We start from the raw sequence: 16450 nt of genomic DNA, 5'->3' as shown, positions 1-16450 counted from the left end.
CGTCATCCTTTCCTCGGCGCGGCGGGGGCCGGCGTCAGCTTCTTCGAGGCGATCTCGTCCTGGACCTCGATGGCCCTCGCGACGGCCTTCTGATCGACCGTGATCACCGACACCTTGCGCAATTTCGCGACGAACGACTCCCTCAGGGCGCGCTGCCGCGTGATGATCAGCCTCTTGGCAACCTCGTCCTTGACGCTCTCGAAGGGAGGCGCCGCTCCCGCGCGCTTCTCCACCATCTGCACCACGGCCCAGCCCTGCGTCGTGTGCATCACGTCGCTGGACTCGCCCGCCTTGAGGGCGAGGATCCCTCTCTCGACCGCCGGCCCCGACGCCGAGAGGGGCCCCGGATTCCAGCCGAGCTCACCCCCCGCCCCGGCGGTGCTCGCGTCGATCGATCTCTCCTTCGCGAGCGACGCGAAGTCGGCCCCGGCAAGAAGCTGCCGCCTCACCTCCTCCGCCTCCGGCTGCGTGGCGAGGACGATGTGGCGCATCCGGTACGAGGTGGGCGGAGCGAAGGCGTTGGGGTCCTTGTCGTAGAAGGCTCTCACGTCGGCATCGCCGATCTGGATGTCCTTCAGCACGGCCGATCTCTCGACCTCGCGGCGTATCAGCTCCTCGGTGTGCAGCTTGACGCTGCGACGAATCTCTGGGTCGTTGGACAGGCGGCGCCTCGCCTCGTCGATCAGCAGCGAGTCGTCGCGCGACGATTCCCAGGCGGCCGCGAGGGTCAGGTGACTCTCGGCCGCCCGCCCCCTGACGTAGCCGGCCGCCACCGAGAGCCCCGTGGCGGTCTTCATCAGGACGGCCTCGTCGAGGGGATCGGCCGGGCTCTTCGAGTCGGCGGGATCCGCGGCGAGGAGCTTTCGCACCGCGGCGGCGTCCTCGGTGGGCGGGTGCGCCCGGCGGATCGAGGCGAGGAGCTCCGCGCGCTTTCTCTCCTTGGCGCGCCCCGCGAGGATGGCGCGGATCTGATCCTGGACCTTGGCGAGCTCGGGGGGAGTCCCCTTCCTCTCCTCGATCACCTTGAAGACGAGGAATCCGTCGTCCACGGCGATCGGCCCGCCGACCTGGCCGACGGGGGCTCTGAGAGCCGCCTCCTCCGTCGCCGCATCGAGCGTTCCCCAGGTGACCCAGCCCATGTCTCCGCCGCGCGTCCGGCTGCGATGCACGGACAGCTGCCGCGCGACCCCCTCGAAGTCCTCGCCGATGCGGACGCGCCCGAAGACCTCGCCGGCCTTCGCGCGATCGCGCGTCTCGATGACGAGAAGGTGGATCTGCCTCGGAAGGAGGTCGTAGGCGGCTTTCACCTCGGCGGGGCTCGGCTCCGCGGCCTTGTTGATCGCGACCTCCTCGAGCGCCTCGAGCATCTGGAGATCCCGGTAGATCTCCAGCTCCTTCCTGAACGCCGGCTCGTCGGCGATGCCCATCCGGCGTCCCTCCTGCACGAGGAGCTTCTCCTCGACGGCCTTGTCGACGATCTCGCGGATGATCTCCCCTCCCGCGAGGAGCCCGCCGTGCCCCGAGTGGCGCTGGCCGAACGACTCCTGGAGATCCGCGAGCGTGATGGGCTCTCCGTTGACGACCGCGACGGTGAGGCGCCTGGCCTCCTCGCTGGGGGGAGCCGGAGGGGCGGGCTTCGCGGCCCTCCCCTGCCCGCCGTGCTGCGCGAGGGCGGGGGCCGGAGCCGCGGCCGCCGCGGCGAATGTCAGGAGGAGGATGATGTCCCGGAGGGTGGTCGCGAGGACGGGCGTTGTCGGTCTCATGGGCGGGCGTCTCCTCTTGAGTCGTTCGTCTTGGTCTTCATCCCTTTCAGGAGCGGCTCGAGGACCTCGAAGGCGGATCGGGCGAGAAGTGACTCCGCGAGCGTGGCGCTGCCGATGCCGTAGATCGTCGAGGTCTCGTCGCCGCTCCTCTCGTGCTCGGCGGCCCAGAGGATCTCCCCCGTTGCGGCGTCGAGGAGGCGGACCGTGAACGAGATCTCCGGGGGGATCGCGGCGCCCTGGTCGCTCACCTCCCAGCGATCCACGGTCCCCATCAGGACGGCGTCCACGCCGGGGTCGTCCCGCAGAGCGACCACCTCCGCGCGCCCCACCGGCAGGCCGGCGTGCCAGCCCCGGAGAAGGAGGCGGCGGGTGGCGTCGCCGGAGTCCACCAGGGAGACCTGTCCGGAGGCCTGCAGGCACCAGGCGAACATCTCCGCGGCCGTCTGTCCCGCGCCGACGTGCTTCGTCTGGTTGCGGAACGGAAGGATCGTGATCCGGTGGATGCGGCGATCACCGATCCCCGGCGCGAGGTAGGAGGCGGGAGCGGGGGCGAGGGACCCGCCGCGAAGAAGGGCCTTGAGCTCCTCCGCGGAGGAAGCGCCGGCGAGGCCCGCGACGAGCGAGGCGGTGAACCGGCGCGAGGCCTCCTCGAGGACTCGCGCCCTGGTGACGGGCCCCCCCATCCCGAGCGCGCGCCGGAGCGACTTTCCGTCGAGCATCGTCGCGCTGATCGCCTCGATCTCCAGGCGATCGGGCTGGATGACCCGCCCCGAGAAGCTGATCGTCGGCTCGCCGCCGCCGTCGAGCCGGTAGAGGCTCCCCAGGATCACCCTGTCGGCCTTGAGCGCGACGGCGAGGGCCGCGATCTCCTCGTGCGAGAGGATCGAGGGATCCCGAAGGCGGTGAATCCGCATCTCCTCTTCGACGGCGCTCATCTCGACGATGTCGAACCCCTGCCCCCGAAGCGCCGCCGACAGCACGGGCCAGAGTTCCTTCCACGCGCCTTCGGGAGCGCCCCGCCCCGCGAACGGGATCACCAGCAGGCGCCGGGGCGCCTCGGCGCCGGAGGCGGCCCCCGCGGCGACGAGGCAGGCGAGCGCGAAGGCGCCGATCCGACGCGAGATCACAGCCGCCACTCCAGGAAGATGGTCGAGATCTCCTGCCTCTGGATCTGGGGCTGGATCCCCTGCCGGATGATCGAGTACGAGAGCTCGATCTGGGTGCGCGGGTTCATGTTCCATCGGACCGCCGCGCGGTTCTGATCCCGGAGCCCCCCCTGGAGGGACTGTCTGTCCTGGTGCTTGCTCAGCTCGACCTGGAGGCTCCCGCCGGGGAACGGGAGCCAGTCGACGTCGTACATCTGCGTCTCCCCCGTCCTCTCCCCTATCCTCTGGTACAGGTAGCCGATGCCGCCGCCGAAGACGCGCGTGGGGCGCCAGGTGAGGCGCGAGGCGAGGTAGAGGTCGGTCCTCCCCGGCGCCCCGGAGAAGACGCCGCTCAATTCCTGCCGATCGATCAGGTAGTTCCCCGTGAAGACCAGCGACGGGCGAAGCGTCGAGGCGAGCGTGAAGTTCGCCGAACGGCGCACGGTGTCGAGGTTGACCTGGGGGGCGTCCTGCCTGAAGTACGAGAGGTCCACCGAGGCCTCGGTGTTGTGGAGGAAGCGCGCGGCCGCGCGGACGCTGACGAGATCCTGCCGTGCGAGGAGATCTCCCTCCGAGGTGTTGCGGCGGTGCTGCCCGGAGATGGAGAGATCCAGGCTCGACACCGGCGTGGCCGCGAACGTCGCCGCGACAATCCGATCGCTCTCCGCCGTCACGTCGGTGGAGTCGCGCTCGATCGCCTGGAGGCTGACCGTCGTCATCGTCACCCCCCGGCGGAGGGTCGTGGCGAGGGTGTTGTTCAGATCGCTGTTCCGCGCCGGCCGAAGGCCGTCCTCCTCGATCCCCTGCCGGTTGCCGAAGGAGTTGAACGTGACGTCGACGTGCGGGGAGGCCTTGTAGAGGACGCTGAGGTTCCCGCTCTGCTGCTCGGTGCGCGTCACGTCCTGTCCGGTCCGCAGCTCCTGCCCGAACGCCTCGATCTCCGTCACCGCCAGCGGCGGCTCGTTGACGCTGTGGGAGAGGTTCACGATCTTCACGTAGCGCACGTTCGCCGGGACGAGGGGGAAGCGGATCTCGAAGCGGTTGCGCACCGTGTTGAAGACGCCGAGCTGCGCCCCCGAGTGGATCGCCCAGAAGATCCCGTCCGTGCTCGTGTAGACCTCCCAGAAGTAGTCCTGCTCGTGCCCCGGGAGGAGCGTCCTCTCCACGTAGACGAAGATCGAGTCCACCTTCTGCGGGAAGCCGAAGTCGAAGCCGAAGTTTCGGAAGTCGGCGTCGAGATCGGCGGCGCCGGCCGTGAGATCGCCGTCGACGAGCGCCGGGGCGTCGGGGAGCTGGCCCACGTCGGGGGTCGGATCTATCGCGAAGAGTCCTGCGCGCGGGCGCCGCTGGACGTCGACGGTGACCGTGCCCGAGGTCCGATCGACGATGCGCCCCTGCGCCGCCGTCCCCTGCGCGCTGAACGACAGGCGGCCTGCGAGAAACGAGCGGTGCGTGTCGCCGTTTCCCGTGATCTCGTACGAATCGCGGCGGAAATCGATGTTCGGGTCCTCGAACCAGCGGTTCTCCAGGCTGAGCCCCCAGTGGGAGCTCCTGAGACCCTGCGAGGCCGTCAGGAGCGACCGGCTCTCGTTCGAGAGCCTGACGTCCTCCTTCGTGACGGAGGTGTCCGTCACGAGCCAGTTGACCGTCGGGAGCCCTTCCACCGACCACTGCGCGCGCCCGAACGAGTCGCGGCGCTGCTGGTTCGGGACGGTGGAGATCCCTCCCTTCGGCCCCGTCTCGGTGGCCCTCATCCCGCCGCTGAGCTGCCAGCTCGAACCCTCATAGACGATCTGGAAGAAGGGCTCGAAGGTCTGCATGTCGGTGGGGGGGGCGCCGCTCTGATCGAAGCCGTCGATGAGGGCGTGGAACCTCGCCTCCCACCAGACGGTCTGGGTGACGTGGTTTCTGAAGCCGATCTGATAGTCCTGCAGGACGTTCCCCAGGACGACGCCGTCGGTATCGATCCGCTGAAAGGTCTCGCGGATGCGGCCGTTCAGGGTCTGCGCCGAGACGGCGCTCGCCCCCAACACGCACACCCCGAACACAAGCCACAGCCGTCGCAGATGCATTCATCCTCGAGAACCGCCGCCCCCTTCGATGCGGGCGGGAGGAGTGGGTCACCACCGATTCCGTCCCGCCATCGAGTTTTGCAGCGCGTGTGCCACCCTCAACAGCGGACAAGGCTCGTGTTTGAGTGGGTTTACAGCGGAGCGTGGGTGAATGGGCCGGGATTATCCCGCGAGCTGCGAGATTTGGCGCAGCAAGGGGCCCTACATATTACTAGTGGGGGGCCGGGGCCGCGGCGACAGTCCACCGCGTGCTTCCGGCAAGGAGACGGATCTCCGGCTCGAGGCGCGCGGGGTCGGCATCGTCCGGCTGGAGGCGCAGGTCGGGATTCGCATCGCCGTCGACGTCCGCCGCGGAGAGGTGGCCCGAGGGGAGGCAGGCAGCCGGCGGCCCCCCGGCGTGCCACGGCTCGAAGCGTCCCTCCCCCAAACCGCGCTCGGCGCGCGCGGCCCGCTCGCCGCAGAAGATCTTTCCGGTGAGGATCCAGGCGGCCGACTCGGCTGCGTCGGTCGGCCCGGCGATCAGACGATCGGTGACGCCGTCGCGATCGAAATCGAACTGCACGACCCGATCGCCCCCCGCCGCCGGGGCCTCCGCCTCCGGCCGCGGCCGGAAGAGGGGGGGGCGCCCTCTCGGCTCGACTTCGAGGGGCGAGGCGGCGAGATCCCGGATCGCCTGCGGGAGCGTCGACTCCGCGACCGCGCCCGAGCGCATCAGAAGCCAGAGGATCTCGGCGGCCGGGAGGATCTCGCGCGCGGGAGGCGTCAGGCGCCCGGCCCCCTCGCTCTCGCGCACGTCCCCCTCCGAGAGGGCGATGAGGCGCGGCCTGTCCGCGAGGAATTTCCCGAGCGTCGCGGCGAGCTGCCCGGCCGCGGCCCCCTCCTCTCCGCGACGGGCCGCGAGAAGGGCGAGGAGACGCAGGAGACCCCCTCCTGCGCCCCCTCGAACGACAGATCGTCGGTGTAGATGTTCTTCATCCCGGAGAAGAGGGCGATCGGATCGTGGCAGCCGCCGCAGTAGCGCGTCGACTCCGCCCCCTCGTTCTTCGCCATGACGCCCTGCACGACCTGGAAGGCCGGGTCCATCGACGCGTAGCGGTGCGCGCTCGGCAGCCACTCGTCGTAGATCTGCTCGTGGCATCCGGAGCGGCCGCACGAGGCGGATCCCGAGAGGGACTTCGGGTGGAGCGCGCCGCCCGTCGAAGTCCTCGCGAGGCTCGGGGCGAACGGGTTCGGCCCGTACTTGTACGAGTAGTCCGCCGGGAGCCGCCACGAGAGATCCGGGGCGCGGTAGAGCGCGGCGGGGACGACGGCCGCGACCACCGCGGCCGCCGCCCAGGCCATGACGGCCGCGCCGGCGCGGAGCTGCGCCCGCCGGTAGAGCGCGCGGATCGCGTCCGAGACCCTGCGGTTCCGCGCGATCAGGACGCCGGCGTGAAGCCCGACGAAGACGAGGGAGGCGATCGAGCTGACGAGGTGGACCTGGTCCCACGCGTACCCGAGGCGCGTGCCGAATGCCGCCTGCCACGTGACGACGGCGCCGCTCGCCGCGCACGCGAGCATCGCGAGGGCCGACGACCAGCCGATGAGCTTCACGTGGTTCATCGGCTGGCCGCGCACGAGCAGGTAGTGCCGCACCGTGTACCACAGGAACGGCGCCGCGAACGCGACGCCGGCCGCGGTGTGGACGAGGACCATGAACTGGTTCGTCACGCTGAAGGGCGCGAGCCAGATCAGAAAACCCGAGAGGCTCTCGAAAAGAAAGAGTCCCGAGACCGCCGCCAGGAGGGAAGCCCTCCACTCCCGGATCGTGCGCTTCTGATGGGGGGGAAGATCGGACGCGGGCAGCATGGGCGCCTCCGGCAACGCGGGCGGAAGTTACGGCCGCGCCGCGCTCCCCGCGTATGACCGCGGTCATATGACGGTGGTCATAGCTCCCATCCCGGCGCCGCCCGAACATGGAGCGCATGAGACACCGCAAGGACTCGTGGCGCATGGCGGAGGCCGGTGCGCCAGATGTCGCAGTCGTGGGCGCCGGACGCGTGGCCTTCCTCGGGGATCTCCAGGGGCTCGATCCCGAATTCGAGGAGCCCAACCCGAGGTCCCTCGCTCTCATCCTCTTTCCCCGCGCAGATCTCGTCCTCGCCGAGGGGTTCACGCGCTCCCATGCCCCGTGCGTCGAGGTTCGGGGGCCAGCGGAGGCCGGGGCGCTGGCGGAGTTCTTGCTTGAGTCTCTCGGGCTTCGGCCACGCCGGGCGGCGGCGTGCGCGCCCGGCACCGTCCACCCGACGCCCGCGGGGGTGCGATGAACACGATCATCGAGCCGTTCAAGATCAAGTCGGTCGAGCCGATCTGGATCACCACGCGCGCCCAGCGCGAGGGGATCCTCGAGCGCGCCGGATGCAATCCATTCCGGATCCCGGCGCGCGACGTCCTCATCGATCTCCTCACCGACAGCGGCACCGCGGCCATGAGCTCCGCGCAGTGGGCCGCGATGATGGAGGCGGACGAGGCGTACGCCTGCTCCTCGAGCTTCGAGCGCTTCGAGGCGAGCGTGAAATCGATCTTCGGCTTCAGGAACATCCTCCCGACGCACCAGGGGCGCGCGGCCGAGCGCATCCTCTTCTCGGTCCTCTGCCGCAAGGGAGACGTGATCCCCGGCAACACGCACTTCGACACGACGCGCGCGAACATCGAGGCGTGCGGCGGCGAGGCGGTGGATCTCCTGATCCCGGAAGGGACGCACCCGGCCGTCGAGCATCCCTTCAAGGGGAACATGGACCTCGGACGGCTCGAGAAGCTGATCCGCGAGGTGGGCCCCGATCGGATCCCGCTCGCGATGATCACCATCACCAACAACGCCGGCGGCGGCCAGCCCGTCTCGCTCCAGAACATCCGCGGCGCCCGGGAGATCCTCTCGCGCCACGGCATCCCCTTCTACATCGACGCCTGCCGCTTCGCCGAGAACGCCTGGTTCATCCGCGAGCGGGAGCCGGGGTACGCGGACCGCTCCCCCCTCGAGATCGCGCGCGAGATCTTCGCGTGCGCCGACGGGTGCACGATGAGCGCGAAGAAGGACGGCCTGGCGAACATCGGCGGCTTCCTCGCGACGAACGACGACCGCCTCGCCTCGCTGGAGAAGGACCTTCTGATCCTGACCGAGGGGTTCCCCACCTACGGCGGGATGGCGGGGCGCGATCTCGACGCCGTCGCCGTGGGGCTCATGGAGGCGCTCGAGCCCGACTACCTCCAGTACCGCGTGGCCTCGGTCCGCTATCTGGGCGATGCCCTCCACCACCTGGGAATTCCGACCGTGCGCCCCCCCGGGGGGCACGCCATCTACGTGGACGCCCGTGCCTTCCTGCCGCACATCGATCCGCTCGACTACCCGGGGCAGGCGCTGGTGTGCGAGATGTACCGGCACGCCGGCATCCGGGCGGTGGAGACCGGGCAGGTGATGTTCGGCCGCCGGGACCCCGTGAGCGGCGTGGAGACGAAGGTGCCGCTCGATCTGGTGAGGCTCGCGATCCCGCGCCGCGTCTACACGCAGAGCCACGTCGACTACGTGGTCGAGGCGATGGGCGAGATCGCCTCCGCGGCGCCCCGCCTGGCGGGGCTCGCCCTCGTCGAGCAGCCCGCCGTCCTTCGCCACTTCACCGCTCGATTCGCCGCGCGCGCGGCGACACGGGAGATCGCGTCATGAGCCCGCTCGAGCCCCGTCCCGCGGCCTCGTTCGAGTTCCAGGAGATCCTCTACGAGAAGCGCGACGCCCGCGCGACGATCACCATCAACCGGCCGAAGAGCTACAACGCGTACACGACCGGGACCCTGACCGAGCTGGTCGCCGCGTTCACCGACGCCTCGCTTGACGATCGCGTCGCCGTCGTCGTCCTCACCGGCGCGGGGGACCGCGCTTTCTGCACGGGCGGCGACGTGAAGGAGTATGAGGAAACGTACCTCCGAAGGCCGCACGACTACTTCAAGTACATGGCCATCTTCCGCGCCTACCTCGAGTCGATCCTCAACTGCGGCAAGCCCGTGATCGCGCGGCTGAACGGGATGGCGGTGGGCGGCGGGAACGAGTCCCAGCTCGCCTGCGATCTCACCGTCGCCGCGGATCACGCCTTCATGAAGCAGGTCGGCGTCCACGTCGGGAGCGTCGCAGCGGGCGGGGCCACGCAGTGGCTCCCCCTCGCCGTCGGCGACAAGCGGGCGCGGGCCATGCTGATGCTGGGCGAGCCCGTCAGCGCGCGGCAGGCGGTCGAGTGGGGGCTCGTCAACGAGCGCATCCCCTCCGTCACCGGGAACGGGACGCTCCTGCCGGACGCGACGCCCGACCAGATCGAATCGGCCCGGAGGCGGCGCGACGGCTTCGCCCTCGACCTCGCCCCCCTCGATCGGCGGATCGACGCCCTGTGCGAGCGGCTCATCGACACGTTCCCCGAGTGTTTGAGGTACACGAAGCGGCAGGCGAGCTTCCTCAAGGAGTTCACCTGGCACCAGACGATCGGCCACGCCCAGGACTGGCTCTCGATCCACTTCGCCTGCCGCGAGCCGCTCGAGGGGATGCGCGCGTTCGTGGAGAAGCGCCCCCCGCGCTACCGGGAGCTCCGGGCCGAGGCCGCGGAGGGAGGTTCACCCGAGTTTCCGTGGGGAGCGTACTCGGCGGCGTGCCCGAAGTGCGGCGCCACCGCGCTTCCCTCGGGCTTCTCGTTCTGCGGATCCTGCGGCGCGCGGGTCGAGGCGTGACGACCGGAGCGGGCTCGGCGATCGTCACCGGGGGCGCAGGAGGGATCGGCCTCGCCGTCGCGCACGAGCTCGCGCGCGCGGGGCATCCGGTCGGCGTCGTCGACGCGGCCGAGCCGGCTGCCGGCGCGCTGAGCGCCCTCGACGTCGAGGGTCGCCCCCACCGATTCGTGAAGGCCGACGTCCGGAGCTTCGCCGCGGCGGAGAGCGCGGTCCGCGAGATCGAAGCCTCCCTCGGCCCCATCTCGGTCCTCGTCGCCTGCGCGGGGATCAGCCGCGATCGCGCGAGCTGGAGGATGACCGAGGAGGAGTGGCGCGAGGTCCTCGACGTCAACCTCACGGGCGCCTTCACCTTCGCCCGGGCCGTCGTGACCGGGATGCGGGAGCGCGCGGAAGGGCGCATCGTCTTCATCTCCTCCATCAACGGCCTGCGCGGCAAGTTCGGCCTCGCCAACTACTCCGCCTCGAAGGCCGGCCTCGTCGGCCTGACCATGACGCTGGCGCGCGAGCTGGGGCCTCGCGGCATCACCGTGAACGCGGTCGCCCCGGGGTTCATCCGCACCGGCCTCACCGCGAAGATGGCGGACGAGCACGTCGAGGCGGCGCGGCGCGAGAGCGCCCTCGGCCGGCTCGGCGAGCCGGAGGACGTCGCGGCGGCGGTCGGCTTTCTCTGCTCGGCGCGCGCCGGGTACATCACGGGCCAAGTGATCCAGGTCGACGGCGGCCAGAACGTCTGAGGCCGGGAAGGAGCCGATGAAGATCGTCCGGTACGAGATGCGGGCGCGCGCCCCCCCGCTCTGCCGCGTCGAGCTGGACGCCCCGGCGCTCGCGGCCGACGACGTCCTGGTCGAGGTCGCCGGCTGCGGGGTGTGCCACACGGATCTCGGCTTCCTTCACGGCGCCGTGCGGACGAACCACCCGCTGCCGCTCACGCTCGGCCACGAGGTGAGCGGCCGGGTCGTCGCCGCGGGCGGACCCGGAGGCGAACCGTGGATCGGCCGCGCGGTGATCGTGCCGGCCGTCATCCCCTGCGGCGCGTGCGCGCTGTGCCTGAAGGGGCGCGGCTCGATCTGCCGCCGCCAGGTCTTCCTCGGCAACGACATCCATGGAGGCTTCGCGTCGCACGTCGCCGTCCCCGCGCGCGGCCTCTGTCACGTCCCCGGATGGGAGCCCGGGCGGCCGGTGGGCGCGGCGAAGATCGAGCTCGCCGATCTTGCCGTCCTCGCCGACGCCTTCACGACGGCGTACCAGGCCGTCGTGCGCAGCGGCCTCGCGAAGGGGGATCTCGCGATCTTCGTGGGCGCGGGAGGGGTGGGAGGGTTCGGGGTGCAGATCGCCGCCGCGCTCGGCGCCACGGTCGCCGCGATCGACGTCGATCCGGCCCGCCTCGAACGCCTGCGCCCGCACGGAGCCTCCCTCACGCTCGGCGCGCGCGACGCCGACGCGAAGGGGATCCGCCGGTCGATCCGCGATTTCGCCGGGGAGCGGGGCCTCCCCGAGACGGAGTGGAAGATCTTCGAGACGTCGGGGACGCCGGCGGGACAGGATCTGGCCTTCAGGCTCCTGACGTACGGGGCGCACCTGTCGGTCGTGGGGTACGCGCCCGCCGACGTCGCGGTGAGGCTCAGCAACCTGATGGCCTTCGACGCCACCGCCTCCGGCAACTGGGGGTGCCTCCCCGAGCGGTATCCCGAGGCGCTCGCGCTGGTCCTCGACGGGCGCGTGGCCCTCGGCCCGTTCGTCGAGCGGCGCCCCCTCTCCACGATCCAGCAGGTCCTCGAGGAGTTCCACGCCGGGAAGATCTCGCGGCGCGCCGTGCTGGTCCCCGACGCCGCGGCGACCCCGGGAAGGAGCTGAGGGATGCTCGAGACGATTCTCGCCCGCGCCGAGGAGATCGCCTTCGACCTCGACCTCACGAGCGTCCGCCGCTTCAAGTCCCATGAGCCTTCGCGCCGGGCGATCGGCTTCATGCCGATCTTCATCCCGCGCGAAATAGTCCACGCGGCGGGAATGCTCCCCGTGGGGTTGATGGGAGGAGGGGATCGCCTGGAGATCATCCGCGGCGACGCCTACTTCCAGTCGTACATCTGCCACATCCCGAGGTCCACGATCGAGATGGGGGTGTCGGGAAGGCTCGCCCCCCTCGACGGCGTCGTCTTCCCCTCGATCTGCGACGTCATCCGCAACCTCTCGGGGATGTGGAAGATCCTCTTCCCCGATCTCTACGTGCGCTACTTCGACTTCCCGCAGACCGACGACGCCGCGCTCGCCGAGGGTTGGTACCGGCACGAGATGGAGTCGATCCGGTCGGATCTCGAGAGGCTGTCGGGGAGGAAGATCACACCGGACGCGCTGCGTGCGAGCCTCGAGGCCTACAACCTCAACAGGCGCCGCGTGCGCGAGGTCTACGCCCTGCGGCGGCAGGCGCCTCATCGGGCCCCCGCCTCCGAGGCCTACGCGGTCCTCCGCGCAGGCAACGTCCTCCCCGTCGAGGAGCACACGGCTCTCCTCGAGGAGTACCTCGCGGCCGCCGCGCGCGTCGATCGCCGTCCTCTCGACAACAGCCGCGTCGTCGTGACCGGCTCGTTCTGCGAGCAGCCCCCCGTGGCGCTCCTGAAGACGCTCGAGCGCGCGGGGTGCGACATCGTCGACGACGATCTGATCCTGGGGAACCGCTTCATCACGGAGGACGTCCCCGTGGAAGGCGATCCCATCGAGGCCCTGGCCGCAGCCTTCGTCCACCGGAGCCTCCCCACGGCGAGCAAGTACGCCGCGCGGGAGGAGAAGGGCGCGTGGCTGGTCCGGAAGGCGCGCGACGCGCGGGCGGAAGGGGTGATCTTCTGCGCGGCGTCGTTCTGCGATCCCGCCCTCCTCGAGGAGCCGATGCTCAAGACAGCGCTCGATCGGGCCGGCATCGCCCACACGTCGTTCAAGTTCTCCGAGGACACGGGCCAGTTCCAGGCGATCCGCGAGCAGGCGGGAACGTTTTCCGACTCGATAAGACTCTGGAGCGAGCCATGAACCCCAGGGATGCCGAAGCGTCGAAAGAGCCCAGTATGTTGCTTCAAAAGGAGCTGCTCGCGGATCACTACACGAGGCTGGCGCGGGCGAAGGCGGAGGGGCGGCCCGTCGTCTACACCTTCGTCCCGGGAAACCTCACCGAGCTCATCTCCTCGCTCGGGTTCCTTCCCGTGCTCCCGGAGATCAACGCGCTGCAGTCGGCGATGCGGAAGAAGTCGGCCGACTTCATCAACCGGGCCGAGAAGATCGGCCACTCCGAGGACGTCTGCACGTACGTGAAGTGCGACATCGGGATGTCGAAGGCGGGCAACCTCGGCCCCACGGGAGAGCCCCTCCCGAAGCCGGACCTCCTGCTGCTTTCTTACACCGGCTGCTTCACCTTCATGAAGTGGTTCGAGCTCCTGAAGCAGGAGTACGACTGCCCCGTCGCGATGCTCCACGTCCCGTACCAGGGGGACGGCGAGATCACCGGCGCGATGATCGCCTACATCCTCGATCAGCTCCGCACCAGCGTCATCCCGCTGATGGAGAAGGTCGCCGGGAGGAAGCTCGACATGTCGGAGCTCTCGCGCCGCCTCGCCCTCTCGTCGCGCGCCGAGGACGACTTCGTCGCGGTCCTCGAGTCGGCGAAGCGCCGGCCGGCCCCGATCGACGCGTACTTCGGCGGCGTCTTCTACATCGGCCCGATCTTCAGCGCCTTCAGGGGGAGCGACGACGCGGTGAGGTACTACGCCGCGCTGCGCTCCGAGGTGGAGCAGCGCGTCGCGGCCGGCGAGGGGCCGATCACCCCCGACGGCCCCATGGGGGAACAGAAGTACAGGCTGGTCGTCGAGGGGCCGCCCAACTGGACGTCGTTCCGGGACTTCTGGAGGATGTTCAGCTCGGAGGGGGCGGTCTTCGTCGCCTCGACGTACACGAAGGTCGGGGGCCTCTACGATGGCGGCTTCCGGCACGACCCCGAGCGCCCCCTCGACTCCCTCGCCCGCTACTGCATGGGGTGCTACACCAATCTGAACCTCCCTTCGCGCATCGATCTCATCGAGCGGTACGTGCGCGAGTACGGGGCCGACGGCTTCCTCATCCACTCGGTCAAGAGCTGCAACTCCTTCTCCGCCGGCCAGCTCCTCATCCTCCGCGAGCTCGAGAAGCGCACCGGCCTCGCCGGGGGGTTCATCGAGTCGGACCTCGTCGACCCGCGGTACTTCTCCGCCGCCAACATCAAGAACCGGATCGAGTCGTACCTCCAGATGATCGAGCAGAAGCGCGGCGGGAAGCGGGGCGCCGCGTGAAGTGCGCGGTGGGGATCGACCTCGGGTCCACGACGACCAAGGCGGTCGCGCTCGACCCGCTCGGCCGCATCCTGGGACGCGGCATCACGAACAGCCGCAACAACTACGACGCCGCCTGCGCGATCGCGCAGAACGAGGCCCTGATCGACGCCCGCTTCACGCTCGTGAGGCGCGCCCTCGCGACGCCGGCGGGGGCGGGGGCGGAATCCTTCGTCGATCACCTCACGCGCTGCTTCCGCCTCGAGCAGCACCTCGACCAGCTCGCGCAGCTCCGCGAGGCCACGCTCGGGGCGGCCGAGAGGCTTCAGGGAAGCGGCGGCGCGCCCGGGCTTCGCGGGACCGTCGAGGGGATCTTCGACTCGATGAAGGAGGGGGCGGGCCAGGCGTTCGCCCGAGGCGCGAAGAAGCGCTCCGACTTCTTCCGCGATCTCGCGGGCGGGACGTACCTCTCGCTCGCCGAGAAGGCCGCGCCGGCGCATGGGATCCCGTTCGAGACGCTGGCCGGGCTCTTCGACAAGTCGATACTCGCCGTCGAGAACCGCACCCCCGAGGAGAATTTCCGAAGGCACATCGACCGCGCCCTCGATCGGGCGCTGCGGGAATCGCCGCCGGCCGACCGCCGCGAGGAATCGCGGCTCAGGTCCGTCGTCGCCGCGACGGCCGGCGAGGATCTCGAAGTCGAGCTCACGGTCGGCACCGGCTACGGCCGCGCGCGCCTCCCCTTTCCGAAGGAACAGATCCGTTTCGAGATCCTCTGCCACGGCCTCGGCGCGCACACTCTCTTCCCCGGAACGGCGACGGTCCTCGACATCGGCGGGCAGGACACCAAGGCGATCCAGATCGACGACGCCGGGATCGTCACGTCGTTCCAGATGAACGATCGGTGCGCGGCCGGGTGCGGCCGGTACCTCGGATACATCGCCGACGAGCTGAACCTCGGGCTCCACGAGCTGGGCCCCCTCGCGCAGACCGCCACGCGCTCCGTCAAGATCAGCAGCACCTGCACCGTCTTCGCGGGGGCCGAGATCCGCGATCGCCTCACGATGGGACAGAAGCGAGAGGACATCCTGTTGGGCCTCCACCGCGCGATCATCCTGAGGGCGATGGCGCTCCTCGCGCGGAGCGGCGGCATCCGATCGGAGTTCACCTTCACGGGCGGGGTCGCGAAGAACCCCGCGGCCGTCGACGCCCTCGCCGGCCTCGTGCGCGAGAACTACGGCGAGGTCCCGATGAACGTCTCGGCCGACTCGATCTTCACCGGGGCGCTCGGGGCCGCCCTCTTCGCGAGGCGCGCGGCCGACGCGACCGCCTCCTCCGCACCGGGAGCCGCGTCGTGACGCTCGCGGCGGGGATCGACGTCGGAACCAGCGCGGTGAAGTGCGCCGTCGTCGCCGCGGGACCGGGCGGCGCGAAGATCCTCGGGACCTCGGAGGGGCGCATCCGCCGGCGCGACACCCGCGCGGTCGTCGCCCTCGTGTGGGAGGAGGCGCTGCGCGCCGCGGAGGTGAGCGCCGATCGGATCGCCTACGTCGCGACCACCGGCGAGGGGGAGATCGTCGAGTTCCGGCGCGGCCACTTCTACAGCATGACCGCGCACGCGCGCGGCGCGCTGCACCTGGCGGGAGGCGCGCGGGCGGCCCTCGACATGGGGGCGCTCCACGCGCGGGCGATCCGCATCGACGGCCGCGGCCGGGTTCTCGACTACCGGATGACGAGCCAGTGCGCCTCCGGCTCCGGGCAGTTCCTCGAGAACATCGCCCGGTATCTCGGCGTGACGCTCGACGAGGTGGGCCGCCTCTCCACGACGGCCGCGAAGCCCGAGAGGGTCAGCGGCGTCTGCGCCGTCCTCGCCGAGACCGACGTCATCAACATGGCCTCGCGCGGCATCGCGACCGCCGACATCCTCAAGGGGATCCATCTCTCGATGGCGGGGCGCTTCGCCCGGCTTCTCGGGGCCGCGGGGATATCCGGCGAGGTGCTCGCCACCGGGGGCCTCGCCGCCGACGTCGGCCTCGTCGCGGCCCTGAGGGAGGAGATCGCCTCGCAAAAGCTCTCGATCACCATCGCGGCGCACCCGCAGTCGGCCCATGCGGGGGCGATCGGCGCCGCCATCTGGGGGGCCTGGCGCCACGAGCGTTTGAAGGAGTCCGCATGAGCACGAACCGAGGTCCGCGAACGACCGCGCCGGACAATCCCCCGGGCGTCCTCGACACCGACGACGTCCTCGTCCGTGCGCTCCGGGCCGACGATCTCGACGCGGTGTCGCGCATCGACGAGAAGATCGGCGGCCGCTCCCGCCGGAAGTACTTCGAGGTCAAGATCGCCTCGGCCCTCACGGACACCGGCGTGAAGATCTCCCTCGTCGCCGAGATCGACGGGGCGGTGGCCGGGTTCCTGATGGGAAGCGTCTTCTACGG

Annotated in this window: 15 protein-coding genes; 10 read left to right on the top strand and 5 right to left on the bottom strand. The window is 70.4% G+C overall.

Annotated elements, in window-relative coordinates:
* Positions 1–2: 2 nt before the first annotated feature.
* The 5 genes from HY049_15475 to HY049_15455 form a co-directional block, all read right to left on the bottom strand.
* The gene (locus HY049_15475; protein MBI3450300.1) at positions 3–1763 is read right to left on the bottom strand and encodes a peptidyl-prolyl cis-trans isomerase; all 1761 of its coding nucleotides are present in this window, start codon (positions 1761–1763) and stop codon (positions 3–5) included.
* Complete coding sequence (locus HY049_15470) at positions 1760–2890, bottom strand: hypothetical protein (protein MBI3450299.1); 1131 nt, start codon at positions 2888–2890, stop codon at positions 1760–1762. Before HY049_15470 ends, HY049_15475 begins: the two co-directional genes overlap by 4 nt.
* Positions 2887–4980: a discoidin domain-containing protein gene (locus HY049_15465; GenBank protein ID MBI3450298.1), complete on the bottom strand. Its 2094-nt coding sequence runs from the start codon at positions 4978–4980 to the stop codon at positions 2887–2889. Before HY049_15465 ends, HY049_15470 begins: the two co-directional genes overlap by 4 nt.
* A gap of 211 nt (positions 4981–5191) precedes the next feature.
* A complete protein-coding gene (locus HY049_15460) occupies positions 5192–5773 on the bottom strand; it encodes a VCBS repeat-containing protein (protein MBI3450297.1) in 582 nt (193 codons plus the stop codon).
* Complete coding sequence (locus tag HY049_15455; protein ID MBI3450296.1) at positions 5743–6828, bottom strand: hypothetical protein; 1086 nt, start codon at positions 6826–6828, stop codon at positions 5743–5745. The genes HY049_15460 and HY049_15455 overlap by 31 nt, the downstream gene beginning before the upstream one ends.
* 116 nt (positions 6829–6944) lie before the next feature.
* Here HY049_15455 and HY049_15450 point away from each other — a divergent pair, with 116 nt between their 5' ends.
* The 10 genes from HY049_15450 to HY049_15405 all read left to right on the top strand — a co-directional run.
* Positions 6945–7286 carry a molybdopterin-guanine dinucleotide biosynthesis protein MobB gene (locus tag HY049_15450; GenBank protein ID MBI3450295.1) on the top strand — a complete coding sequence of 114 codons (342 nt, stop codon included), beginning with the start codon at positions 6945–6947 and terminating at the stop codon, positions 7284–7286.
* On the top strand, positions 7283–8680 hold the full coding sequence (locus HY049_15445) for a tryptophanase (protein ID MBI3450294.1): 1398 nt from the start codon (positions 7283–7285) through the stop codon (positions 8678–8680). The genes HY049_15450 and HY049_15445 overlap by 4 nt, the downstream gene beginning before the upstream one ends.
* Positions 8677–9726 carry an enoyl-CoA hydratase/isomerase family protein gene (locus HY049_15440; GenBank protein ID MBI3450293.1) on the top strand — a complete coding sequence of 350 codons (1050 nt, stop codon included), beginning with the start codon at positions 8677–8679 and terminating at the stop codon, positions 9724–9726. Before HY049_15445 ends, HY049_15440 begins: the two co-directional genes overlap by 4 nt.
* Positions 9723–10460 (top strand): 3-oxoacyl-ACP reductase FabG, encoded by a 738-nt coding sequence (fabG, locus tag HY049_15435; GenBank protein ID MBI3450292.1) that lies wholly within the window; start codon positions 9723–9725, stop codon positions 10458–10460. Before HY049_15440 ends, fabG begins: the two co-directional genes overlap by 4 nt.
* Before the next feature lie 16 nt (positions 10461–10476).
* Positions 10477–11580 (top strand): 6-hydroxycyclohex-1-ene-1-carbonyl-CoA dehydrogenase, encoded by a 1104-nt coding sequence (had, locus tag HY049_15430; GenBank protein ID MBI3450291.1) that lies wholly within the window; start codon positions 10477–10479, stop codon positions 11578–11580.
* Between the two features lie 3 nt (positions 11581–11583).
* The gene (bcrC, locus tag HY049_15425; protein MBI3450290.1) at positions 11584–12744 is read left to right on the top strand and encodes a benzoyl-CoA reductase subunit C; all 1161 of its coding nucleotides are present in this window, start codon (positions 11584–11586) and stop codon (positions 12742–12744) included.
* Complete coding sequence (bcrB, locus tag HY049_15420) at positions 12741–14033, top strand: benzoyl-CoA reductase subunit B (GenBank protein ID MBI3450289.1); 1293 nt, start codon at positions 12741–12743, stop codon at positions 14031–14033. The genes bcrC and bcrB overlap by 4 nt, the downstream gene beginning before the upstream one ends.
* Positions 14030–15370 carry a benzoyl-CoA reductase subunit A gene (locus HY049_15415; GenBank protein MBI3450288.1) on the top strand — a complete coding sequence of 447 codons (1341 nt, stop codon included), beginning with the start codon at positions 14030–14032 and terminating at the stop codon, positions 15368–15370. Before bcrB ends, HY049_15415 begins: the two co-directional genes overlap by 4 nt.
* Entirely contained in the window at positions 15367–16188 is an 822-nt protein-coding gene (bcrD, locus tag HY049_15410) for a benzoyl-CoA reductase subunit D (protein MBI3450287.1), read from the top strand. The genes HY049_15415 and bcrD overlap by 4 nt, the downstream gene beginning before the upstream one ends.
* Positions 16185–16450: hypothetical protein (locus HY049_15405; protein ID MBI3450286.1), on the top strand; the 266-nt coding region annotated here is incomplete at its 3' end. The genes bcrD and HY049_15405, both read left to right, overlap by 4 nt.

It is taken from the genome of Acidobacteriota bacterium (genome assembly GCA_016195325.1).
Taxonomy (GTDB): Bacteria; Acidobacteriota; Polarisedimenticolia; order JACPZX01; family JACPZX01; genus JACPZX01.
The sequence above is the reverse complement of the archived record's forward strand: the minus strand, read 5'-3'. Positions and strand labels throughout refer to the sequence as shown.